The organism is Phocaeicola plebeius DSM 17135 (assembly GCF_000187895.1).
Classification (GTDB): domain Bacteria; phylum Bacteroidota; class Bacteroidia; order Bacteroidales; family Bacteroidaceae; genus Phocaeicola; species Phocaeicola plebeius.
Genome location: NZ_DS990122.1, coordinates 303,003 through 325,493, shown reverse-complemented (window position 1 = coordinate 325,493; position 22,491 = coordinate 303,003). Strand labels below are relative to the sequence as shown.

20 protein-coding genes and 2 tRNA genes are annotated in these 22,491 nt (G+C 42.6%); 4 read left to right on the top strand and 18 right to left on the bottom strand.

The window, feature by feature from the left end; all coding sequences use genetic code 11:
* The first annotated feature begins 259 nt into the window (after window positions 1-259).
* A tRNA-Asp gene (locus BACPLE_RS05420) sits at window positions 260-333 on the top strand.
* A gap of 113 nt (window positions 334-446) precedes the next feature.
* On the opposite strand, the gene BACPLE_RS05415 is transcribed toward BACPLE_RS05420, so the two are convergent.
* The gene (locus tag BACPLE_RS05415; protein WP_007559631.1) at window positions 447-749 is read right to left on the bottom strand and encodes a hypothetical protein; all 303 of its coding nucleotides are present in this window, start codon (window positions 747-749) and stop codon (window positions 447-449) included.
* Window positions 750-1,116: 367 nt separating this feature from the next.
* Here BACPLE_RS05415 and BACPLE_RS05410 point away from each other — a divergent pair, with 367 nt between their 5' ends.
* On the top strand, window positions 1,117-2,514 hold the full coding sequence (locus BACPLE_RS05410; protein ID WP_007559629.1) for a leucine-rich repeat domain-containing protein: 1,398 nt from the start codon (window positions 1,117-1,119) through the stop codon (window positions 2,512-2,514).
* Between the two features lie 69 nt (window positions 2,515-2,583).
* On the opposite strand, the gene BACPLE_RS05405 is transcribed toward BACPLE_RS05410, so the two are convergent.
* Window positions 2,584-3,363, bottom strand: coding sequence for a radical SAM protein (locus BACPLE_RS05405; protein ID WP_007559624.1), 780 nt, complete (start codon window positions 3,361-3,363; stop codon window positions 2,584-2,586).
* A gap of 12 nt (window positions 3,364-3,375) precedes the next feature.
* Window positions 3,376-5,964 (bottom strand): DNA mismatch repair protein MutS, encoded by a 2,589-nt coding sequence (mutS, locus tag BACPLE_RS05400; RefSeq protein ID WP_040312475.1) that lies wholly within the window; start codon window positions 5,962-5,964, stop codon window positions 3,376-3,378.
* Window positions 5,965-6,173: 209 nt separating this feature from the next.
* On the opposite strand from mutS, the gene BACPLE_RS05395 reads away from it, so the two are divergent.
* Window positions 6,174-6,680, top strand: coding sequence for a flavin reductase family protein (locus BACPLE_RS05395; RefSeq protein ID WP_040312474.1), 507 nt, complete (start codon window positions 6,174-6,176; stop codon window positions 6,678-6,680).
* A gap of 87 nt (window positions 6,681-6,767) precedes the next feature.
* Here BACPLE_RS05395 and BACPLE_RS05390 read toward each other — a convergent pair whose 3' ends face one another.
* The 8 genes from BACPLE_RS05390 to BACPLE_RS05355 all read right to left on the bottom strand — a co-directional run bounded on the left by BACPLE_RS05390 (window position 6,768) and on the right by BACPLE_RS05355 (window position 13,789).
* Window positions 6,768-7,754: a Ppx/GppA phosphatase family protein gene (locus BACPLE_RS05390; protein WP_007559617.1), complete on the bottom strand. Its 987-nt coding sequence runs from the start codon at window positions 7,752-7,754 to the stop codon at window positions 6,768-6,770.
* Window positions 7,755-7,769: 15 nt separating this feature from the next.
* Window positions 7,770-9,839: an RNA degradosome polyphosphate kinase gene (locus BACPLE_RS05385; RefSeq protein WP_007559615.1), complete on the bottom strand. Its 2,070-nt coding sequence runs from the start codon at window positions 9,837-9,839 to the stop codon at window positions 7,770-7,772.
* Window positions 9,840-9,910: 71 nt separating this feature from the next.
* On the bottom strand, window positions 9,911-11,029 hold the full coding sequence (locus tag BACPLE_RS05380; protein WP_007559614.1) for a glycosyltransferase family protein: 1,119 nt from the start codon (window positions 11,027-11,029) through the stop codon (window positions 9,911-9,913).
* Window positions 11,026-11,835 carry a UDP-2,3-diacylglucosamine diphosphatase gene (locus tag BACPLE_RS05375; protein ID WP_007559612.1) on the bottom strand — a complete coding sequence of 270 codons (810 nt, stop codon included), beginning with the start codon at window positions 11,833-11,835 and terminating at the stop codon, window positions 11,026-11,028. The genes BACPLE_RS05380 and BACPLE_RS05375 overlap by 4 nt, the downstream gene beginning before the upstream one ends.
* A gap of 197 nt (window positions 11,836-12,032) precedes the next feature.
* Window positions 12,033-12,224, bottom strand: a complete 192-nt coding sequence (locus BACPLE_RS05370) for a type II toxin-antitoxin system HicB family antitoxin (RefSeq protein ID WP_007559609.1) — start codon at window positions 12,222-12,224, stop codon at window positions 12,033-12,035.
* 96 nt (window positions 12,225-12,320) lie between these two features.
* Entirely contained in the window at window positions 12,321-12,941 is a 621-nt protein-coding gene (locus BACPLE_RS05365) for a LysO family transporter (protein ID WP_007559607.1), read from the bottom strand.
* Window positions 12,931-13,215, bottom strand: a complete 285-nt coding sequence (locus BACPLE_RS05360; RefSeq protein WP_007559604.1) for a LysO family transporter — start codon at window positions 13,213-13,215, stop codon at window positions 12,931-12,933. Before BACPLE_RS05360 ends, BACPLE_RS05365 begins: the two co-directional genes overlap by 11 nt.
* Window positions 13,216-13,718: 503 nt before the next feature.
* Window positions 13,719-13,789 (bottom strand) — tRNA-Gln (locus tag BACPLE_RS05355).
* Between the two features lie 130 nt (window positions 13,790-13,919).
* On the opposite strand from BACPLE_RS05355, the gene BACPLE_RS05350 reads away from it, so the two are divergent.
* Window positions 13,920-17,174: a S41 family peptidase gene (locus BACPLE_RS05350; RefSeq protein ID WP_007559602.1), complete on the top strand. Its 3,255-nt coding sequence runs from the start codon at window positions 13,920-13,922 to the stop codon at window positions 17,172-17,174.
* A gap of 320 nt (window positions 17,175-17,494) precedes the next feature.
* Here the strand turns inward: BACPLE_RS05350 and tyrS are convergent, their stop codons facing one another.
* The 7 genes from tyrS to BACPLE_RS05320 all read right to left on the bottom strand — a co-directional run bounded on the left by tyrS (window position 17,495) and on the right by BACPLE_RS05320 (window position 22,371).
* Window positions 17,495-18,787: a tyrosine--tRNA ligase gene (tyrS, locus tag BACPLE_RS05345; RefSeq protein ID WP_007559600.1), complete on the bottom strand. Its 1,293-nt coding sequence runs from the start codon at window positions 18,785-18,787 to the stop codon at window positions 17,495-17,497.
* 79 nt (window positions 18,788-18,866) lie between these two features.
* Window positions 18,867-19,523, bottom strand: coding sequence for a TatD family hydrolase (locus tag BACPLE_RS05340; RefSeq protein WP_007559598.1), 657 nt, complete (start codon window positions 19,521-19,523; stop codon window positions 18,867-18,869).
* A gap of 15 nt (window positions 19,524-19,538) precedes the next feature.
* The gene (yidD, locus tag BACPLE_RS18800; protein ID WP_007559596.1) at window positions 19,539-19,760 is read right to left on the bottom strand and encodes a membrane protein insertion efficiency factor YidD; all 222 of its coding nucleotides are present in this window, start codon (window positions 19,758-19,760) and stop codon (window positions 19,539-19,541) included.
* A complete protein-coding gene (gene rnpA, locus BACPLE_RS05335) occupies window positions 19,757-20,152 on the bottom strand; it encodes a ribonuclease P protein component (RefSeq protein ID WP_007559594.1) in 396 nt (131 codons plus the stop codon). The genes yidD and rnpA overlap by 4 nt, the downstream gene beginning before the upstream one ends.
* Before the next feature lie 73 nt (window positions 20,153-20,225).
* A complete protein-coding gene (locus tag BACPLE_RS05330; RefSeq protein WP_007559592.1) occupies window positions 20,226-20,972 on the bottom strand; it encodes a uroporphyrinogen-III synthase in 747 nt (248 codons plus the stop codon).
* A gap of 5 nt (window positions 20,973-20,977) precedes the next feature.
* On the bottom strand, window positions 20,978-21,787 hold the full coding sequence (locus tag BACPLE_RS05325; RefSeq protein ID WP_007559591.1) for a DUF4271 domain-containing protein: 810 nt from the start codon (window positions 21,785-21,787) through the stop codon (window positions 20,978-20,980).
* A complete protein-coding gene (locus tag BACPLE_RS05320) occupies window positions 21,784-22,371 on the bottom strand; it encodes an LOG family protein (RefSeq protein WP_040312433.1) in 588 nt (195 codons plus the stop codon). Before BACPLE_RS05320 ends, BACPLE_RS05325 begins: the two co-directional genes overlap by 4 nt.
* Window positions 22,372-22,491: the final 120 nt, after the last annotated feature.

Genomic DNA, 22,491 nt, shown 5'->3' with positions numbered 1-22,491 from the left:
AAACTTAAAGAAAGCAGGTTTATTTTTTCATTTTCGTAAGTACGTTCTGCAAATATTTTTGGGAAAACAGTCTGATGTAGCTTTATGACTCTTCTTTTAAGCGAAAAAAAATGATTTTAATCTATATTGAAAATCAGCATGTTATGATTTTTATTGAAAAAAGTTAGAAAAAAAACATCCAAAAAGTTTGTAGGTTTGAAAAAAACGCCTACCTTTGCAACCGCAATCGAGAGAGAAAGCAACGAAAGAAAAACTTAATGGTGCGTTAGTTCAGTTGGTTAGAATACATGCCTGTCACGCATGGGGTCACGGGTTCGAGTCCCGTACGCACCGCGAAAAAAAATCCTGGTTCATTTTGAATCAGGATTTTTTATTTCATATAAGTGGAAAAATAAAAAAACGGGAACATGCCGTACTTGGCACATTCCCGTCAATCGTGTGAGTGCTTATTCCAATACTTCACCCTTTTCAGTGTATAACACGGCGGCTGTGTTGTCTTCTGCGTCCGTCAGAACTACTTTGTAGGTTTTTGTTCCTTCCACTTCTTCTACGTATGCTTCTTTGATGGTAAATTCAGCATAGTCTTTTGCAACTGCATCCAGAACAGCTTGTGGAAGATCTTTTACTTCGATGGGTTTGAACTCATTTACAATGGTTACACTGTCTACACTTGCGTGGAAGTTTTCTGCAAACGCAACTGAAGTTCCTAATCCCATTACCAATGCTACTGCTACAAATAACTTTTTCATATTGCTTCAATTTTAATAGTTAGTTAAGTAAGTTTCTACGCTAACAGTAAATCAAATAGAATGCCAAAATGCAGTGTAAAGCTTAATGGTTTGATAATCAGACGAAAATAAAAAATAGCTGAGATTCCGTAATCTGCTAAATGGGTAATTTATCCTCATCGTAATGTGGAGATTTTGTACAATTCTACAAAGTTAAAACAAATGTAAATAGTTGATAAATAAATGTTTATGATTTCTATATAAAAAGAGGTATATATAAAATCAATCAGATTATTTTAGTTAAATAAGAAATTGCCTGAAAACCTTTTTCTCTTTTCTTTGTTATAAATATACAGAAAAAAATCACTATCTTTTTAATTAATAATCTATGAACATAATCAAATTTGTGTCCGTAGCTTTGTGGAGCATGTGTATGCTTTTTCTAAGCTGCAAGAAGGAGAATCCATCTTTGAATGAAACTCCTGCAACTGTAGAAATTTTCGTATGCAATTCAAAAGGGGAGCCTTTGGAAAATAAAACAGTTGGTTTATACGATGAGAATCGTTATAAAGATTTTCAGAAAGATCATACCGTAAAGCCATTGGCCGAGGTCATTACCAATCAAAAAGGAATAGCTCATTTTGTGTTGGAAAGTCGTCCATGGTTTGTGAAAGGAACATCTGCTGAGCTGATGTTTGTGGTGCAGGAATTGCAGGATGCCTCAAATTATAAATGGTGGAGTAGAGGAGGAACAGTTACGCTTGGGAAAGTGCATTCCTTTAAAATAGAAGTCGTTCATCAAGATGGTGCAGAGGGAGATGAAACAACGGAAGAAAAACCCGGTGAAGATGCCGGTGAGAATGTAGAATCTCCTTTTGTGATAGAAAATGGAATATTAACCGGTATAAAAGATCCTTCTTTAACTCAGGTTGTACTTCCGGCAGAAGTGAAAAGTATAGCTTCTGGGGCTTTCAGAGACTCTCATATCGAATCTTTAGTGCTTAATGAGGGATTGGAGGTTATAGAGCTTCAAGCTTTCTCAGGAAGCCAGAAATTGGCTTCTGTCGCGTTTCCCGCTTCTTTAAAGGAGATAGGTGGACATGCGTTTGAAGATTGTGTGGCTTTGACAGAAGTTGACCTGTCTAAAACGGCTCTGCAGGAAATCAGTTCCGATGCTTTTCGTGAAACAGGATTGAAAAAGGTTGCTTTTCCTGCTTCATTGAAAAAAATAGGTTCGCAGGCTTTTTTAGGTACACATTTGGAAGAGGTTGTATTTTCAGCAGAATTGCAGGAGATAGATGACGAAGCTTTCAGAGGAGTAGTGGAATTAACGTCTGTAACTCTTTCGAATAATATACAGCGAATAGGTTATCAGGCCTTCAGTGACTGTGAACAATTAACTAAAGTTGCCTATGTGGGGGAAATGAAAACGGCTGATTGTATGGTAGAAATAGGAGCGTTTCAGAATTGTACGTCTTTGACTTCTTTTGCATTTCCTCGGAGTCTTTCTGAAGTTCAAGGATGGACTTTTGTAGGTTGCAGAAAGTTGAAAGAAATAATCCTTCCTAAATCGGTGAAGAAAGTGGGAGACCAGGCGTTAAGAACAAATTCTACTGTAGAAACAATTACTTTTGAGGGAGAGGAAGCACCGGAACTTGTAGGTAATCCATTCCCATTTAAGGAGAATATTCTGAAAATAATGGTTCCTTCAGGTAAATCGGAGGTCTATAAAGCGAAATGGGGCTCTTATGAGAGCTATCATTCCAAGATAGAAGAAAAGTCCTGAATAAGTCATATTAAAAAAGCAACAGCGTGTACGAATTTCCTGGTGAAGTTCGTACACGCTGTTGTTTTTTTAATACGAAGCACTGGCTTTGATACCTGCTTCTTCTACGAGTCTTGCTATGCGGTCTAATTCTTCCTTAGTCGCTTTTTTAAGCTTTTGGTCGGGAGTTTCCCTATCGATGGTATAAATCATTACCTGGCGGGGATTTATTTGCTTGACCACTTCCAGCCAGGGAAGTACGTATTTATCGGAGGTGTTATCCACATCTTTTCCGTCTTCCGTGGTACCTTTCATGAAAATAGTCTGAATAATCAGGTTCCCTTTAAATGCTTTCAGGCCTTCAATGATATTTTCCACCTCATAGTGTCCGGTAGGACGGTCCACTGTCCGGATATAATCCATGTCCACAGTATCCAGTTTCAGAATGTTGTTGTCTACTTTGTTAAGTGCGGCAAACACTTTCGGGTTGTGGATAAGGGTAGCATTGCTCAGTACGCTGACCTTAGCATTGGGGAAATATTTGTCGCGCAGGGCCAGTGTATCTTCAATAATCTCTGGAAAATAAGGATTGGCAGTCGGCTCTCCGTTGCCGGCAAAAGTCAGTACATCTGGAAAAGGACCGTTTTCTTTCATCTCGGCCAGACGCTTTTCGAGTGCTTCACGTACGGCTTCACGTGTCTGTACCTTTTGTTTGGGACGGAAATCCTTGTTGTATCCACATTCGCAATAGATGCAGTCGAATGTACAGAATTTACCGTCTCCCGGAAGCAGGTTGATTCCGAGGGATACGCCGAGTCGGCGGCTATGGACGGGGCCGAATATAGGGGCCGGATAAATAATGGTTGACATAAGCGTTACAAATTATCTTCCTCTTACAATTTTTTTGATGTCATTCAGTTTGTTCAGGGCTTCCAGCGGTGTCAGGTTGTTTACATCCAGGTTCAGAATCTCATCCCTGATCTGGCAGAGTACGGGGTCATCCAACTGGAAGAAACTGAGCTGTATTCCGTCGGATGCAGTCTGTTTGCTGGGCTGTCCTTTGGCTGAAATACCTTCCTGTCGGTTTTCCGCTTCCAACTGATGTAATATTTCGTCGGCACGTTTGACAATGGATTTCGGCATACCGGCCATCTTGGCTACGTGGATACCAAAGGAGTGTGCACTTCCGCCTCTTTCCAGCTTGCGAAGGAAAATGACTTTGTTGTCCACTTCTTTGACCGATACGTTGTAATTCTTTATGCGTTTGAACTGAGCTTCCATGTCGTTCAGTTCATGGTAGTGCGTTGCAAAAAGGGTACGTGCGCGGGCTTTCTTGTGTTCATGAATATGCTCCACGATAGCCCATGCAATGGAAATACCGTCGTAGGTGGAAGTTCCTCTTCCCAATTCATCAAAAAGCACCAGGCTTCTCGGAGAAATGTTGTTGAGGATATTGGCTGCCTCGTTCATTTCGACCATGAACGTAGATTCTCCTACAGAAATGTTGTCGCTGGCACCTACACGGGTAAAAATTTTATCTACAAGGCCGATGTGCGCACTTTCGGCAGGGACAAAGCATCCGATCTGCGCCATCAGGGTGATGAGGGCAGTCTGTCGGAGCAAAGCCGACTTACCGGCCATGTTCGGTCCGGTGATAATGATGATTTGCTGCTCTTCCGTGTCGAGATACACATCGTTGGCAATGTACTTTTCTCCCGGTGGTAATTGTTTCTCAATAACCGGATGACGGCCCTGACGAATGTCAAGCACATCATCGTCCACCACATTCGGACGGATGTATTTATTGGCACGAGCCACGTTGGCAAATGACAGCAGGCAGTCCAGGCGTGCTATCTGTGTGGCATTGATCTGGATGGCAGGAATAAATTCGGCCAGTTCACAAACCAGTTCGTTATATAACTTGGTTTCTAAAATCAGAATCTTGTCTTCTGCTCCTAAAATCTTTTCCTCGTATTCTTTCAGTTCCTGAGTAATGTAACGTTCTGCATTGACCAGTGTCTGCTTGCGAATCCATTCTGCAGGGACTTTATCCTTGTGTGTGTTACGTACCTCGATGTAATATCCGAATACGTTGTTATAGGCAATCTTCAGACTGGGAATGCCTGTCAGTTCGCTTTCTCTCTGTTGTATCTGCAACAGATAATCTTTTCCGGAATACGCAATTTTACGAAGCTCATCCAGTTCGGCATTTACTCCGTCGGCAATCACGCCTCCTTTGTTGACCAGCAGGGGAGGGTCGTTCTGAATTTCTTTAGCTATTTTATCGCGGATAGATGCGCACAGGTTGAGTTGCTCACCGATACGGCGCAAGCTCTCGTTATCTGCATTCAGGCAGGCATTTTTGATGGGCTCGATAGCTTGTAAGGCCGTTTTCAGTTGTACGACTTCTCGAGGAGAAATACGTCCTACGGCAGCTTTGGAACAAATACGCTCCAAATCGCCAATCAGATGAAGTTTCTCTTCGACGAATTCCTTGAATTCCGGCTCCCGGAAAAAGAATTCCACCACATCCAGACGTTCGTTGATAGGTTTGATTTCTTTCAACGGGAATACAATCCAGCGTTTCAGCATTCTGGCTCCCATCGGGCTGATGGTGTGGTCGATAATATCCAGCAGGCAGGTACCGCCTTCATTCATGCTGCCCACAAGTTCCAGACTGCGTACCGTAAATTTATCCAGGCGTACGAAACGGTCTTCTTCAATGCGTGACAAAGAAGTGATGTGTCCAATCTGGTAGTGCTGGGTCATGTCAAGATACTGCAGGATGGCTCCGGAAGCAATGATGCCGTTATGAAGATTTTCCACTCCGAAACCTTTGAGGTTTTTGGTTTCGAAATGCTTCAGTAACTTTTCCTTTGCAGACGTTTCATTGAATACCCAGTCTTCCAGTTCGAACGTAAAGAATTTGCTGCCGAAGTTTCCTTCGAACATGGGTTTCTTTCCGCGTTCAAAAAGCACTTCTTTGGGCGCAAAATTATTCAATAGTTTGTCGATATAGTCAGTAGGTCCTTCGGCGGTAAGAAATTCACCGGTAGAAATATCCAGGAAAGATATACCACAAGCTGTTTTTCCGAAATACACGGCAGCCAGGAAGTTGTTTTCCTTGTAAGAAAGTACGTTGTCGTTGATGGCTACTCCCGGTGTGACCAGTTCCGTAATTCCGCGTTTGACAAGCTTTTTAGTTGTCTTCGGATCTTCCAGCTGGTCGCAGATAGCGACTCTTCGTCCCGCACGAATCAGTTTAGGCAGGTAGGTATCGAGTGCATGATGGGGGAACCCCGCCATCTCCACCGTTTTGCTTTGACCGTTGGCACGTTTTGTCAAGGTGATTCCTAAAATCTCAGCAGCTGCTACAGCATCTTCCGAGTAAGTTTCATAAAAGTCGCCACACCTGAATAGCATGATGGCATCCGGATGTTTTGCTTTCAAGTCGAAATATTGCTTCATCATCGGGGTCAGTACAACCTCATTGTCTTTTGCCACGGTTCAATCCTTTCTTTTTTAGTTAATGATATTCCTTGCAAAGATACTTTAAAAGGCCGAGATAGGAAAAGATATTTTGAGGGGATAGGATTTTAATTCGGCTTAAAAAATAAAAAAAGGGGAAAGGCGGAAAGAGGAAAAATATTTAGTTTTGCAAAAACTAAATATGAATGGATATGAAGGAAATTAGTGTGTCTGAATTGCAGGACAATATGTTTGATGCCATTGGCAAAGAGTGGATGCTGGTGACGGCCGGTACGCAGGAAAAGTTTAACATGATGACCGCCAGTTGGGGAGGAACCGGTATTTTATGGGGAAAGCCAGTTGCTTTCATCTTTATTCGTCCGGAACGTTATACATACGAGTTTATCGAAGAAGGAGATAAGCTGACCTTGTCTTTTTTAGGAGAAGAGCATAAAGAGGTACATAAAATCTGTGGTTCCAAATCAGGCCGGGATATGGATAAAGTAGCTGCTTCAGGCTTGAAACCTTATGTAATGGAAGATGGAACCATTTCGTACGAACAGGCACGTCTGGTTTTGGTGTGCAAGAAATTATATACAGACATGATTCAGGAGGATAAGTTTGTGGATAAGCTGTTAATAAACCGTTGGTATGGTGAGGGACATGGTAATTTACATAAGATGTATATTCTTGAAATACAACATATTTATGTGAAATAACAGTTTATAAACAGGTTGTGAATAATAAAAAACCGCTTTATGAGAAATTTACTCATAAAGCGGTTTTTATTATCAGAAAAATAAGAATTATTCTTCCGTATCTTCAGGTGTGTCCGAAGCATCTTTTTTACTTGGAAGAATGCCTAAAATCTTCTGTTTCTCTTCCAGGTGACTGGCGTACAGTCCGTCGATGATACCGTCGGCAAGTCCGATTACAGGTACATAAATATGCGTAGCATGAATAATGTCTGCAATGGTCAGGAATATATTGCCAGCCGGAACGATTACGTCAGCCCGGTCGGGTTTGAGTTGGTATTTTTCCATTCGTTCTTCTACAGATAGCTTGTTCAGGCTTTCATGCAGTTTGTGCAGCACTTCCACTGTAATTCGTTGCTTTTTCTTGTCTTTCTTTTCGGCCAGACGATAAAGTTTGTTGATGTTTCCACCCGAACCGATGATGTTCGTACCGGGGTAAGAAATAGCCAGTTCCTGCATATCCTTTTTCAACCGTTCCCATTCAGTTTCCTTTACGGCATTGTTCAGAATACGTACTGTACCGATGTTGTACGAACGGCTGCATACGAGTTCTCCTTGTGAAAGCAAGTTGATTTCGGTACTACCTCCACCCACATCCACATACATATAGTTTCCGTTACGGTCTTCCATGCATTCAATGTGGTTGTTGTATATCATTTTGGCTTCTTCCTGTCCGTCAATGATTTCAATGCGGATTCCCGTTTTCTTTTTGATGCGTTTGATAATATCTTTTCCGTTCTTTGCATCACGCATGGCAGAGGTGGCACATGCACGGTAGTCTTCCACATCGTAGATTTTCATCAGGTGATGGAACACTTTCATCAGACGGAGCATGTTCTTTTCCTTGGTTTCGGAAATTTTCCCCATCGCAAATACGTCAAATCCCAGACGCAGAGGGACACGCAATAGAAGCACTTTTGAAAAGAAAACCTTTCCTTGTTCGTCTTCTTCTACACATTTGATGAGCAATCTTACTGCATTCGAACCAATATCAATGGCTCCATAGTACGTCTTGCAGTCTTTTAGCATATTGTCCATAATATCACATTTAAGTTATTGTTCATTTTCGGCCAGGTAATAATTGTAGAGCGCTTCCTGTGAGCGGAAAGGAGCTTCTTCCGTTTCTTCACTCCAGAACAGATTGTCGCCTGCACCGTCTACTATACGTCCTTGCAGGGTATCCTTCAGACCGTATTCTACAATGCGTTTCATTTCTCCCTTGATGGCCGGATCGTAGACCGGAGTAATCACTTCGATACGGTGATCCAAGTTGCGAGGCATCCAGTCGGCAGAGCCTAAGTATATCTTTTCTTCTCCTCCGTTGGCAAAGATGAAAATGCGTGAATGTTCCAGATAGCGGTCGATGATGCCATGAATCTGGATGTGTGTGCTGACATCGGGTACATTGGTAATCAGTGAACAGTTGCCACGTACTACCAGGTCAATATCTACGCCTGCTTCCGAAGCTTCATATAGTTTTTCCACCATAATCGGGTCGGTGATGTGATTGATCTTTATCTTGATGTAAGCAGGTTTTCCGGCTTTCTTGTTCTTTATTTCGTTGTTGATTAATGTCACAAACTTGTTCTTCATTTCATTTGGCGAAACAAGCAGTTCCTTGAACCGTATCTGAGTGTAAGGACGTTCAATGAATTCGAATACCTGATTTACATCCTTCACGATTTTGGGATAAGCTGTCATCAACATGCAGTCTGTGTACATCTTGGCGTTTCCTTCGTGGAAGTTTCCGGTACTGATACAAGCAATATCCGGTCCGCTTTTCATTTCAATGTGCGTAATCTTGGAGTGAACCTTCAAGCCTTCTACACCGAAAATCACCTTGATGCCGGCATCCTGCATTTTCTTTGACCAGTTGATGTTGGACGCTTCGTCGAAACGAGCCAGCAATTCAATGACTACGGTTACCTTCTTTCCGTTGCGGGCAGCTCCGATAAGAGCTTTTACTACCTTTGATTCTTTAGCCAGACGGTAGAGTGTAATTTTAATGCTTGTAACCTGCTTGCTGACAGCTGCTTCCTGAAGCACACGGATGAAGGAGTCGAAATTATGATAAGGCACGTGGATAAAGCGGTCTTTCTCCTGAATTTTTTTCAACAGACTCTCTGGCCCGTCGAGTTCTTTTTTCAGGATAGGAGGCCATTTCGGGTATTTCAAGTTGCTGTGTCCACAATCCGGGAATTTCATTAAGTCCTTGTGATTCTGGTAACGTCCGCTTTCGATTACTGTGTCCAGGCTGTCGAGTTCAAGTTTTTTCAACACCCTTTTCAACAGGTCTTTCGGCATGTTGTTATCATAGATTACGCGAAGAGGTTCTCCTTTTTTACGGCTCTTTACCCCTTTTGAAATCTTTTGAAGTGTACCGGTGCGCAGGTCGTTGTCAATTTCCATTTCCGCGTCGCGGGTAAACTTAAAGGCATAGGCTTCGTATTTGTCGTATCCCAGTCCTTCGAACACCAGCGGAAGACAGCAGCGGATGACGTCGTCCAGATACATCAGATAACTTTTATTTTCATGATCCGGTAGTTGCACAAAACGTCCGCAAATATTTACCGGGAGTTCCAGAAAAGCATAGTCCGCCATTGGCTTGTTGCCGTTCTTGCTTACCTTTACGGCCAGGTAGATATTTTCATCGTTTTCGTAATCCAATAACTTAACGGCTGAGAACCATACGGGCACAATAAGTCCATTCAGCTTTTCTTTATAGAAAGACTGGATGAACTGTAGTTGTTCGGGAGTAACCTCCGAATTGGATACCAGATAAATATTTTCTTTTTTCAGATCCTCTGTCACACTGCTTACAGCTTCTTCGTAATCCTTTACGTAACGTGCGTTCAGTTTTCCGATTTGCTTAAGCAGTTTTTTTGCTTTTTCTCTTTCCTTGGCAGCCGATTTATCCATGCACTCAGCAATGCGGCTTTGAGAAGCTACTCTGACACGGAAAAATTCATCCAGGTTGTTGGAATAGATGCCAAGAAAGGCCATTCGTTCCAGCAATGGCACATGACTTCGGGTTGCTTCCTGCAGGATTCTGCGGTTAAAGTACATCCAACTGATGTCTCTTTCCAAATAAGGCTTTTCTTTTTTTCTATTTCTTGTTACCATAAAATCACTTTTTTTGCAAAGAAAAGGATTTTATGTTACAATATGATTTCAGAACGATTATTTAGATTTTTTTACACAAACTCTTCTACTAGATACATTCCTTGCAGGGTATTTTGCGGAGCAAATCGCTCTATTTCATTCAATATGATGTATTCTGCTGATTTCACCCATTCCACAAACAGGCGGTTTGGTTTGTAGTTTTGAGAAAAACGCAGTAAGTTACTCAAGTTAAAATTGTGGTCGATGATACCTGCTCCGTTCTGCATGGCATCGAAAGCATTACACTCTTGTTCAATATGTGCCGGTACCATCAGGATGGGTTTTCCTAAATACATGGCTTCGCACACCGATTCGAATCCTGCCGTGCTGGCGTATGCCTTGCAGCCTGCCATCTGGCGAAGAAACTCTATATCGTCAAGTTGATAGAAAGAAAGTGTGGAGTCTATTTTTTTCACAGGTTCTTCTTCCCAATGGTCCCAGAAAAAGCGGAGAGGGGTATCCGGATGTTTTTTATGCCAGTTCAGAATATTTTCAGAGAATCCCGCATTCAGCATATACCCATGGATGTAGTTGCCTGGTTTACTTTCCTGCTGCAATACATCTTGTCGCAACAAAGGAGGAACCACGCTGATGTGCTGATGATTGTCTTCTGGCATGGAACGGAAGGAGAGGGCCAGTTTTTGTGAGGAACCCAATGCAGTCAGTCGTGTAAAGAAATTCAGGAAAAACAGACTGCATTTGTTCTTTTTGGGTAATTTGAATTGGTTGTGAAGGAACAGGTACTGATGACCGATACAGATTTGAGGTACTGCCGGACGGAAAAAGAAATAAGTCAGTCCGGTCAATAATTCATAGAAGTTGATGACCAGTTCGGCACCGGTTTCTTTGATATGCCGGTTAATATAGCATATACTTTCTGCATATTCCGGTACTTTCAACAAGTTATATAAGATGCTTCGTGTCAGGTTTACCCGTTTGTTGGTGTGGGTAGGCAGGAAATTGGGGCTGATAAACTGTTTGACAGGAGCCTGGATGTTCCGGATAAAAAATCCCGGAAGCCGTCTGGATTCACTTTTTCCGACGAGCACTTCTACCACCTCGTGTCCGTTGCTTCTAAGCAGTCTCTCCATCGAAATGGCTTGCGTGAGGTGTCCTCTTCCTTCTCCCTGAACGATAAATAAGATTTTCATGATGCGATAGGTATTAGCGGTATGACATTGTTTTCTTCAGGTTTCGTAGCCTGCTGTTCCAATTCGGTGTAATAGATTACTTTCCATTCCCCGTTTTCGTCTTCAGTAAGTGCCGACATGGTTTCTACCCAGTCGCCTGAGTTCAGGTAGTGTATCTGGTCGATCATGCGGTTTTCCGGATGGTGGATATGACCGCAGATAACCCCTTCGCACTGACGGTTCTTCGCGAAGTCTACCAGTACGTTCTCAAAATCAGAAATATAGGATACGGCAGATTTTACTTTCTGCTTAATGGCCTGTGAAAGTGAATAATAAGGTTTTCCTTTTCTTACGCGATAGCGGTTGTACTGGCTGTTGAGCCACAGCAGGAGCGTATAGCCTATATCTCCCAATTTAGCCAGCCATTTCATGCTGGTAGTTACCTTATCGAACACATCGCCGTGTGTTACGAAATAATGCTTTCCATTGCTTTCCAGTATATAATCTTTTGTAATGGTCAGGTTGGTGAATTGTAGTGGAGCAAGATTGTCAAGAAAATCGTCATGATTGCCGCGGATATAAATGATTTCCGTACCGTGTTTTTCCATCATTTTCATGATGATTTTAAAAAAGTGCGTATGTTCCGCTTTCCATTTGCTGATGCCGGATTTCTGCAGATGCCATCCGTCGATGATGTCACCGTTCAGAATCAGTCGTCCGCAGTCTACTCTACTAAGAAAATCGCTAATTTGGTTTACTTTCGAATGGGTAGTTCCCAAATGAATGTCCGACACCACAATGGTCCGGTAATAAGGTCTTTCTTTCATGCTTCATGTTTTTCTTAACGCTGTACAAAAGAAGGGAATGTATATTACAAGGGTATGACTGTCAAATGAATAACTTGTTTCAACAAGCGAGAAGACGGAGCAAGAAGAAAGCCATTCCTGCGTCCCACAGAAATGGCTTTTGAGAAATGACTAAATATCGGCAATTTACTTACAATGTGCGTTTTTTCAATATAGTATCAGGCTATATCTTCCATGTAGAAAATAGAATTGAATTCATTGTAGAATTCTTCTGCCGCGGTTTCCAGATTTTCCAGTGCTTCTTCTTCAGTTTCACCGTATGCAAAGCATTGTTCATGATTGCACAGGTAAGCGTAATATTCACCGTCGGGCGTACATTCTACTACATATTTGTCTGCAACTGTTTCCATAATAATCTCCTTTTTTAAAGTCTGCCCAAAGGTCAGTGTTTTTTATTACAGAAAAGTTGCTATGTAGTTACGTTTACATGAAGTTACGTATCTGTATTACAGGTTACAAAATAATGAAACGAAGAAAGGCACGCTGAGGTTAATCAGAATACCATGCAGGATGGCCAGCGGAATAGCATCTTTTCCGGAGTATTTGGTGATGGCGGCCAGCAGAATGTCGGAAGAGCCAATGCCTGCTGCTGAAATGGGAGCCAGACGTCCAAAATATTTCCGGATGAAAGGTGCACCGACCAGTGCGGTCATTTCACGGAAGATATTGGCCAGCAAGGCAATTGTTCCCAATTCCGTGGCTACTTGCAGTCCCATGCTCGGTGTCTTGAGCTGTGTGATGAGGACCGATGAAATGGAATAATACGCAAATCCGCTGCCTACTGCCATGCAGTCGAACACACTCCACTGGCTCAAAATAAAGCCGGCGATGGCAGAAAAAAGAAACGTACCTGATACTGTGGCAATGGGGACGAGCAGCATCTTGAAATTAAATTGCGCGACAAATCCTTTTAAATCTTGATTACCTCCCAGGTTCATTCCTAGCAGGAGCATCAATACATAAAGTACTTTTACTGACATTTCATGAATGTCGAATCCGATGGTATAAAAATAGCCGATGAGGCATCCCATCAGGAAAAATATCAGAATCAAAAGACTACCCTTCACGGTTTGCTCCTTTCTTAAAGAAAAAGTGAGACACAAGGAGAGCGGCTACAGAGCTTCCCAACAGACTCAGCATGGAGATGATGGCTGCCTGCTGGCAGAAATAACTCAGGTTGCCAATGATAAGTTTGTTTGTTCCGATAGACAGTCCCAAAATAAAAAGTAACAGACAAACTACGATTTGTATCAGTACGGGTATCTTATGAATGCTTTGTTTACGGCGCAAAGGATAGCCTATAAGGACTCCTACAGCCATTATAGAAATAAAAGTGAACATGAAAATTGTTGATTATAAAATGAAACATAGAAAGTTTTTCTCTCGCCAGGAATCCTTTCTATGGCACGTTTGTAAAGTTAAATGACCGGATAGACCAGATAATTTTCATACTATACTTTCAAATTATAAGTTTTTGTGTGGTTCAAATCGGGCGCGAAGGTATAACTTTTCTCTGAAAGTCAGAAATTTTATGCAATAAAAAACTTTATGTATGAAAAATCGTGTTTTATATGAGATTTTATGTGATAATTTTATCTTTTTGTATGGTTTTAAATTGATAGAAAATAGTCTGTTCTTATATTTATGAGGTTGGTATAGATGAGTATTATCAGAATACTTTTGTATTTGTTTTCAAACGTAAAGGCGTTTAGTTTAAAATGCACTTGCGTTTAAAGTAAAACTCTTTGGCGTTTTATTCAAAACGTATTTGCGTTTTTTTGAGGGGGATATAATGGAATTTGATAGAAAAAAAGCCCCAAAAGATATCTTTTAGGGCCTAATAGTTGGACTACCAGGATTCGAACCTGGACAAACAGAACCAAAACCTGTTGTGCTACCATTACACCATAGTCCAAACTTTTTGGTGTTTTCCTCAGAAAACGCTGCAAAGATAAGCGTTTTTATGAATACCTTCCAAATAATTTCTGACTTTTTTTCTGTTTCTGATGGGAATCCTTACCTTTGTTTGCAAAACAACTTAGCTTATGAGGAAAAAAATATTGTGCACATTGTTGCTGGGGACTACTTTTGCACACGCCATGGCGGTTACTCCGCTATGGATGCGTGACGTGCGTATTTCTCCAGATGGAAAAGAAATTTTGTTCTGTTATAAGGGGGACATTTATAAAGTGTCTGCCAAGGGTGGAGAAGCAGTACAGTTGACTACACAAGAGTCGTATGAGTCATCGCCTGTGTGGTCGCCTGATGGTAAACAGATTGCTTTTGCCAGCGATCGTTTTGGAAATACAGATGTGTTTGTTATGCCGGCTAACGGCGGTTCTGCCCGCAGACTGACAACGAATTCTGCTTCGGAAATTCCTTCTGCGTTTACGCCGGACGGAAAGTTTATTGTATTTTCTGCAAGTATTCAAGACCCTGCTAGTAGTGCATTGTTTCCGACTTCTGCCATGACAGAACTGTATAAGGTTTCTGCAGAAGGTGGAAAAACGGAACAAATTCTGGGTACTCCTGCCGAAATGGTTTGTTTCAATGTAGCAGGCGACAAGTTCTTGTATCAGGACCGGAAAGGATTTGAAGATGAATGGCGTAAACATCATACTTCTTCTATCACACGGGATGTATGGATGTACGACATGGCATCGGGCAAGCATACCAATCTGACCAAGCGGGCAGGAGAGGACCGTAATCCGGTGCTTTCGTCGGATGGTAAGGAGGTTTTCTTCTTGAGTGAACGCAACAAAGGCTCGTTTAACGTCTATTCTTTCCCGCTGGATAATCCGGAACAGGTGAAACCGCTGACTTCATTCTCTACACATCCGGTACGTTTCCTTTCTTTGGGAGGCGACGGTACGCTGTGCTATACCTATAATGGAGAAATTTATACGCAGAAACAAGGCGGAAAGCCAAGTAAGGTGAATGTGTCATTGACGCGGGATGATCAGGAAATTTCGGTTACATTGAGCTATACTCGGGGAGCATCGGAAGCGGTAGCTTCGCCCGACGGCAAGCAGGTGGCTTTCATTGTACGTGGAGAAGTGTTCGTGACTTCTGTGGAATATGGTACTACCAAGCAGATTACGCACACACCTGAAGCAGAAGAAGGACTTTCTTTCGGGGCAGACAACCGTACATTGGTATATGCCAGCGAACGCGATGGAAACTGGCAGCTTTATAAGGCGGAAATTGAACGGAAAGAGGATTTGAATTTCCCGAATGCGACATTGATAAAAGAAGAAGTGCTGTTGCCTTCCAAGACTGTGGAACGGATGTATCCTAAGTTCTCACCCGATGGCAAGGAAGTGGCTTTCATTGAAGACCGTATCCGTCTGAAAGTATTGAATCTGGAGACGAACAAGGTACGTCAGATTACTGATGGAAGTACCTGGTACAGCTTGAGTGGAGGGTTTAATTATGCCTGGTCGCCCGACGGTAAATGGTTTACGTTGGAGTTTATCGGAAACAAGCATGATCCTTATACGGACATTGCCTTGGTCAGTGCAGACGGAAAGGGAGAGTTAGTTAACCTGACGAATAGTGGTTATACAAGCAGCTCTCCGAAGTGGACAATGGACGGTAATGCCATTTTGTTTACTACAGAGCGTTACGGTATGCGAAATCACGCTTCATGGGGTTCGTTGGACGATGTGATGATGGTATTTGTCAATCAGGATGCCTACGACAAATTCCGCATGAGCAAGGAGGATTATGAACTCCAGAAGGAACTGGAAAAAGAACAGGAAAAAGCTGCGGACAAGAAAGACGGAAAGAAAAAAGAAGATAAAAAAGAGGATAAGGACAAGAAAGAAGAAGCCGACAAGGTGAAAGATATTGTGGTGGAACTGGAGGGTATTCAGGACCGTATTGTACGTCTGACTCCGAATTCATCGAGCATCGCTTCGGCCATTCTTTCAAAAGATGGAGAAAGTTTGTATTACCTGTCGGCTTTTGAGCGTGGATTCGACATGTGGAAGATGGATTTGCGCAAACGGGAAACCAAGTTGTTGCACAAGATGGGTTCCGGATGGGCCGATATGGAAATGGATAAGGAAGGAAAAAATCTTTTCGTATTAGGTTCAGGCTCCATGCAGAAAATGGATTTGGGCGGTGAGAAGTTGAAGCCTATTTCTTATCGTGCAGAAATGAAGATGGATTTGGCTGCCGAACGTGCTTATATGTATGATAATATGTGCCGTGAGGAACAGAAACGTTTTTATGAGGTAAATATGCATGGGGTAGACTGGAAGGCTATGACCGCTAATTATCGTCGTTTCTTGCCGCATATCAATAATAAGTATGACTACGCGGAAATGTTGAGTGAGCTGCTGGGCGAACTGAACGTATCGCATACAGGTGGCCGTTATCGTCCGGGAGTAAAAGAGGCAACTGCCAGCTTGGGATTGCTTTATGACTGGAATTATACAGGAAAAGGCATGAAAGTGGACGAAGTAGTGGAAAAAGGTCCGTTTGACCGGAAAACTACACGGGTAAAACCGGGTGTGGTGATTGAAAAGATTGACGGCCAGCCGGTAGATGCCGATTTCTCTGCGTTGCTGAACGGGAAAGCAGGCAAGAAGATATTGGTTTCATGCTACGATGCACAATCAAAAGAACGCTGGGATGAGGTGGTGAAGCCTATCAGCGGTGGAACGCTGAGCAGTCTGCTGTATGAACGTTGGGTAAAGCAGCGTGCGGCAGATGTGGATAAATGGTCAAACGGCCGTTTAGGCTATGTACATATCGAATCAATGGACGACGGCAGCTTCCGTACGGTATATTCCGATATTTTGGGTAAATACAACAACCGCGAAGGTATTGTGATTGATACCCGTTTCAACGGAGGAGGACGTTTGCATGAAGATATTGAAGTGCTGTTCAGTGGGCAGAAGTATCTGACACAGGTGATTCGTGGTCGTGAAGCATGCGACATGCCGAGCCGTCGTTGGAACAAGCCTTCTATCATGGTACAGTGCGAAGCCAACTATTCTAATGCACACGGTACGCCGTGGGTGTACAAACATCGCCAGATGGGTAAGCTGGTAGGTGCTCCGGTACCTGGAACCATGACCAGTGTAAACTGGGTACAGATGCAGGATCCGGATTTGATTTATGGTATTCCTGTTGTGGGTTATCGTCTGCCAGATGGAAGCTATCTGGAAAACAAAGAGCTGGAGCCGGATGTATATGTATTGAATGCGCCTGAAACAGTGGTGAAAGGAGAGGATACACAGTTGAAGGCTGCGGTAGATGAACTGCTTAAAGAGCTGGATGCAAAGAAATAAGTACTGAAATATCCGGAAGGATTGCCTTCCAGACATACTCTAAAGTACCGGTTGATTCACAAGGAGTCAGCCGGTATTTTTTTATCCCATGGCTTTATTTCCCGAGGTGATTTTCATCTCCTGCCAGTACTTCTTTGGCAGTACTCCAGTACTTCCTTGAAAGTACTAAAGTACTGCTTAGGGAGTACTGCAGTACTGGCCTGAAAGTACTGGCAATTTGTTCCTTGCTGTTTGATAAAGAATTATGGAGGAACTGTAAGATAAGAAAGGCTGCCCCAAATTGAATTGAGACAGCCTTCCGGTATTTTTTCTAAAAGAATTTATTTGGCAATTACCAGATAATAGTTTTTCTTTCCGCGCTGTACGAGCAGGTATTTTTCATCCAGCAAGTCGGCGGTGGTAATTTCCTGATCAAATGCAGCCAGTTTTTCTTTGTTCAAAGAAACGCCGCCGCCCTGAACCAGCTTACGCATCTCACCTTTTGACGGGAAGATAGCAGCCTTTTCAGTAAATAAGTCTACAGCCTTGATACCGGCTTCAATATCTGATTTGGCTACTTCAAACTGAGGAACGCCTTCGAATACAGACAGCAGGGTATCTTCATCCAGTTTCTTCAATGCTTCAGAAGTTGCATTTCCAAACAGGATGCCAGAAGCTTCTACAGCAGCGTTGTAGTCAGCTTCAGAGTGAACCATGATAGTTACTTCCTTAGCCAGACGTTTCTGGAGTACACGCAAGTGAGGAGCCTGTTCGTGTTCTGCAATCAGGCCTTCTATTTCTTCTTTGCTTAGTGAAGTGAATATCTTGATATAACGCTTAGCGTCTTCGTCGCTTACATTCAGCCAGAATTGATAGAACTTGTAAGGAGAGGTATATCGTGCGTCCAGCCAGATATTTCCTGATTCTGTCTTACCAAATTTACCACCGTCAGCTTTTGTAATCAGCGGACAAGTCAGGGCAAATACTTCACCTCCGTTAGTACGGCGGATTAATTCTGCTCCCGTAGTGATGTTTCCCCACTGGTCAGAACCACCCAGCTGAAGCTTGCAGTTTTTGGTTTCATACAGATGCAGGAAATCGTATCCTTGTAACAGCTGATAAGTAAATTCAGTGAATGAAAGACCGTCGCGTGCTTCTCCGTTCAGACGTTTCTGAACCGATTCCTTTGCCATCATGTAGTTTACGGTGATGTGTTTTCCTACGGTGCGGGCAAAATCCAGGAAAGAGAAGTCTTTCATCCAGTCGTAGTTGTTTACCAGTTCTGCACGGTTAGGGGCATCCGATTCGAAATCGAGGAATTTGCCCAACTGCTTCTTGATACACTCCTGATTGTGGCGCAGTGTTTCCTCATCCAGCAAGTTACGTTCCTGTGACTTACCTGAAGGGTCTCCAATCATACCGGTTGCACCTCCTACCAGAGCCAGCGGTTTGTGGCCGCAACGCTGGAAATGACGCAACATCATCACGCCACACAAGTGGCCGATATGCAACGAGTCAGCTGTAGGGTCAATACCCAAATAAGCTGTCACCATTTCCTTCTCCAGCAATTCTTCTGTGCCCGGCATCATGGTATGTACCATTCCACGCCATCTTAGTTCATCTACAAAATTCATCGAATGAAATTCTTAGTTTAACATATTTATTTAATAATACAGAAGCAAAAGTACGACACTTTATCTGAATAACCAATTTTTAGCGATTAAAAAAGAGACGGTTAGCATTTTCTTTGATATTTTCAATCAAGCTGTCAAAAGAGGTTCCACGTAGTGAAGCTACTTGCCGGTAGAAGTCTGGAAAGTCTGTGTCTGCTTCATCGCTTTCCAATAATAATCTGTCTGCAGGGACGATGGACAATGCTTTTTCCTGGTATTTTTTTCCGAAAGAGAGATAAAATCCGTGTCGTATCAGGTCGGTGGCAAGTTCTTTTTTACCCCGGAAACCATGGATAATCCAGGCTTGTGCGGGGTGATATTCCTTGTGCAAGGCAAGCAGCTCCTCAGTGGCTTTTACGGAATGTATCACTAAGGGGAGATGATAGATTTCTGATATCTCTATTACTTTCCTGAAGGCCTGTATTTGTAAGTCGAAAGGGGTATCGCATACTTTGTCCAGTCCGGTTTCTCCCAGTGCGACTACTCGCGAATCACTTTGGATAGTCTGTACCAGCCAATCTATTTGTGGCTGAATGTTTTCTTCCGTGAGATACCACGGGTGCAGGCTGGCGGAGATAAATGTAGCTTGCAGGTAAGAGGAAGCCGTTTTCTCGTCCATGCGGCAGCTTACGATGGCAGTGATCTGTGGCTGAGGCAAATGATGTGTGTGTGCATCGAAAAAGGGAGTGTCAATCATGTGAAAACAGGCTTTTTAAGGAACTGGGTCATATCCCGAACCTCCCCACGGGTGGCAACGAAGAATGCGTCGTATGGCTAAGTAAAGTCCTTTGAAAGGTCCGTGCTTTTGTATCGCTTCTATGGCATATTGAGAACAAGTCGGAGTAAAGCGACAGGAGGGAGGCGTAAAAGGTGAAATGCAGTTCCGGTAAAAATAAATGGGGAGCAGGAGCAGGAAAGATATGAACTTTTTCATGCCAGACGTTCAGCGGTAAGTTGCAACAATTTAACCACCTTAGCTTCCACATCGGCCGATTCATGCAGTTCATTGTCGAGCCAGATAAAGGCGACGGCAATTTTCTGTCCTGAACTTTTTAATGCATCGAGCAGGATGTGTTTGTTTTTACGGTAGGCCTCACGTACTTGACGTTTTACACGATTGCGTTTGACTGCCCGCTTGAATCTTTTTTTCGGTACGCTAATCAGAATAGTGGCTGCAGGTAGATTCTCTCCCTCTACCGGCATGTATACGATACGCAACGGAAAAGCAGGCAATGATTTGCTGCCTCCTGTAAACAGTCTTTCAATCAGAATTCGGCTGTTCAGTCGTTCTACTTTCGATAGTGTTAATTTGGGAGAATCGCTCATAGAGGGTATATAATAAAACAAAGCGAAGTAATGGGAAAATGGATTGCTTCGCTTTGTTTGTCAGAATTATTTTTTATTTGTTATGTTCGCGGATAAACATATCCAACGCTGCCGGCATGGAAGGAGCTACACTTGAAGGAGCTTCCAAATCAAGACGCAGACCTGCATCTTTTACGGCCTTAGCTGTAGTCGGTCCGAAGCTTCCGATCGCAATGTCTTTCTGTTCAAAATTCGGGAAGTTCTTCATCAATGACTGAATACCTGCCGGGCTGAAGAATATCAGCATGTCATAGTTGAATTCTTCTTCTGGAGTGAAATCGTTGCTGACAGTACGATACATTACAGCTTCCGTGTGCTGAATGTGGTTTTTGTCGAGCAAGTCTTTTACTTCGTCATTGTGTACATCCGACATCGGGATAAAGTATTTCTCCGTATTATGCTTGATAATTTGCGGAAGCAAGTCAGCAAACTTTCCGGTAGCTCCGAAGGATACTTTACGTTTGCGGTATTGAACGTATTTCTGAATATACAGAGCGATGGTTTCCGAAGTACAGAAATATTTCATTGTTTCCGGAATTGTTACGCGCAACTCTGCACACAGGCTAAAGAAGTGATCGATAGCATGGCGTGAAGTAAACACAACGGCTGTATGATCTAAGATAGAAACCTTTTGCTGTCTGAATTCTTTAGCTGACAAACTTTCTACTTTAATAAACGGGCGAAAATCTATCTTCACTCCGTACTTCTCAGCAATGTCAAAATAGGGAGACTTTTCTGTTGTCGGTTTTGGCTGAGAAACGAGGACTTTCTTTATTTTCAACGTTACTAAAATTTTAAAATCAAAATGTTATTTATATATATCAATCCTTTCCAGAGGAAAAGTAAGGGTATGATTTCGAGGGTGCAAAAGTACAGAATTAAATGTAAAATGCCATGGAAATGATTAAAAAAGTTCCTAATACACTTATAAAATAACAATATTTTGAAACTGACTACTGCAATGAATACGAAGGTTTTAGAAAAATTAAAGTCTAAGTTGAAATAGACAATAAGCAAGGATAGAGGAAATAAAACAAATGCGGCTCCAGAAAGCAAATCAAAATAGGCCGAAATCCAGGTGCTGTTTTTTTCTTTATCAAAAAAAATCCAGTTAACAAATTGATATAAAGCAGTTTTCCCTACAACGGTGAGTAAGATGCAGAAAATGTAGACAAACAGAATGGCATAGTGTGAAACTGTCTGAAATAGAAAAGGTTCGGTCTTAGAGAAGAAATCATAGACAAATAACCCGGCAGATATGCAACTTATACCGCCTAAAGTGAGGGTGTAGCGAATGTTAAATCCGGAACTCTCATCAAAGAGTCCAGCTCGTTCTTTATGCCGGAAAAAGCTTTTGATGTGTTGATACAGGTATTTTTGTCCGTTTTTTAAGGAATAAGTGACCAAAAAGAAGCAAAGAAACACAATACCTGTAATTGCAAAGTCATTGCGTAACTGATAAGGGACAGGTTCTCCTGCCATACCGTTTGTACACGGTGTTTCCTTACAATGCTGCAGTGCACTGTCTATTTGCTCTACGTGCTGGTTGTAGAGTTCTTGAATCTGTGAGAAACCGGTATGGCAGAACTTGTTCATATTGCGGCAAATTTACGAATTTCTTTGCTCCAGTGAGGGATGGTATATAATAAATTTACAGCTTCTTCGGGAGTTTGTGCCACGTGCCAGATGTTTCCATGTTCCTTTCGCATGAAGTTTTGGGAAATAGCTTGTTGAAGCATCTCCAGCAGTGGGTTATAAAATCCGTTGGTATTCAGTATGACGATGGGTTTCAGGTATAGTCCAAGTTGTTTCCAGGTAATGATTTCCAGTAATTCCTCCAATGTGCCGCATCCTCCGGGCAGGGCAATGACTCCGTCGGACAAATCGGCCATCAGTTGTTTGCGTTCGTGCATGCTTTCCGTTTCTATCAGCCGGGTCAGTCCTTTATGGTGCCAGCCTTGTTCCACCATGAACCGGGGAATGACACCGGTTACGGTTCCTCCGGCAGCAAGAGCCGCGTCACTGATGCGGCACATCAGTCCCAGGCATCCGGCTCCGTTGATAAGGTTGATGTGCTTTTGTGCAAGAATTTTTCCAAGTTCTTCGGCTGCTTCGAAATAGATAGAATCAATTTTAGTGCTGGAAGCACTGTATACGCATATATTCTTGATATCGTTCATGGTCTTTTTAGTTTTTGCAAAGATAGGTAAAGGTGAGTGCATAGCCAAACCGTTGTGCCAGCAAAAAGGGCTTGACCATCTTCTGATGTATCAAGCCCTCTGTATGGTTAGTGGAAGATC

Bases quoted from the DNA above. Each gene is read 5' to 3' on its own strand.
- BACPLE_RS05370 (WP_007559609.1), bottom strand. From the start codon at position 12,224: ATGGAAACAGTTGCAGACAAATATGTAGTAGAATGTACGCCCGACGGT.
- BACPLE_RS05385 (WP_007559615.1), bottom strand. From the start codon at position 9,839: ATGGTAACAAGAAATAGAAAAAAAGAAAAGCCTTATTTGGAAAGAGAC.
- BACPLE_RS05410 (WP_007559629.1), top strand. From the start codon at position 1,117: ATGAACATAATCAAATTTGTGTCCGTAGCTTTGTGGAGCATGTGTATG.
- rnpA (WP_007559594.1), bottom strand. From the start codon at position 20,152: ATGAGCGATTCTCCCAAATTAACACTATCGAAAGTAGAACGACTGAAC.
- BACPLE_RS05405 (WP_007559624.1), bottom strand. From the start codon at position 3,363: ATGTCAACCATTATTTATCCGGCCCCTATATTCGGCCCCGTCCATAGC.
- BACPLE_RS05340 (WP_007559598.1), bottom strand. From the start codon at position 19,523: ATGATTGACACTCCCTTTTTCGATGCACACACACATCATTTGCCTCAG.
- BACPLE_RS05320 (WP_040312433.1), bottom strand. From the start codon at position 22,371: ATGAACGATATCAAGAATATATGCGTATACAGTGCTTCCAGCACTAAA.
- BACPLE_RS05380 (WP_007559614.1), bottom strand. From the start codon at position 11,029: ATGAAAATCTTATTTATCGTTCAGGGAGAAGGAAGAGGACACCTCACG.
- BACPLE_RS05350 (WP_007559602.1), top strand. From the start codon at position 13,920: ATGAGGAAAAAAATATTGTGCACATTGTTGCTGGGGACTACTTTTGCA.
- mutS (WP_040312475.1), bottom strand. From the start codon at position 5,964: ATGATGAAGCAATATTTCGACTTGAAAGCAAAACATCCGGATGCCATC.
- BACPLE_RS05375 (WP_007559612.1), bottom strand. From the start codon at position 11,835: ATGAAAGAAAGACCTTATTACCGGACCATTGTGGTGTCGGACATTCAT.
- yidD (WP_007559596.1), bottom strand. From the start codon at position 19,760: ATGAAAAAGTTCATATCTTTCCTGCTCCTGCTCCCCATTTATTTTTAC.
- BACPLE_RS05390 (WP_007559617.1), bottom strand. From the start codon at position 7,754: ATGGACAATATGCTAAAAGACTGCAAGACGTACTATGGAGCCATTGAT.
- BACPLE_RS05325 (WP_007559591.1), bottom strand. From the start codon at position 21,787: ATGAACAAGTTCTGCCATACCGGTTTCTCACAGATTCAAGAACTCTAC.
- tyrS (WP_007559600.1), bottom strand. From the start codon at position 18,787: ATGAATTTTGTAGATGAACTAAGATGGCGTGGAATGGTACATACCATG.
- BACPLE_RS05360 (WP_007559604.1), bottom strand. From the start codon at position 13,215: ATGTTCACTTTTATTTCTATAATGGCTGTAGGAGTCCTTATAGGCTAT.
- BACPLE_RS05395 (WP_040312474.1), top strand. From the start codon at position 6,174: ATGAAGGAAATTAGTGTGTCTGAATTGCAGGACAATATGTTTGATGCC.
- BACPLE_RS05415 (WP_007559631.1), bottom strand. From the start codon at position 749: ATGAAAAAGTTATTTGTAGCAGTAGCATTGGTAATGGGATTAGGAACT.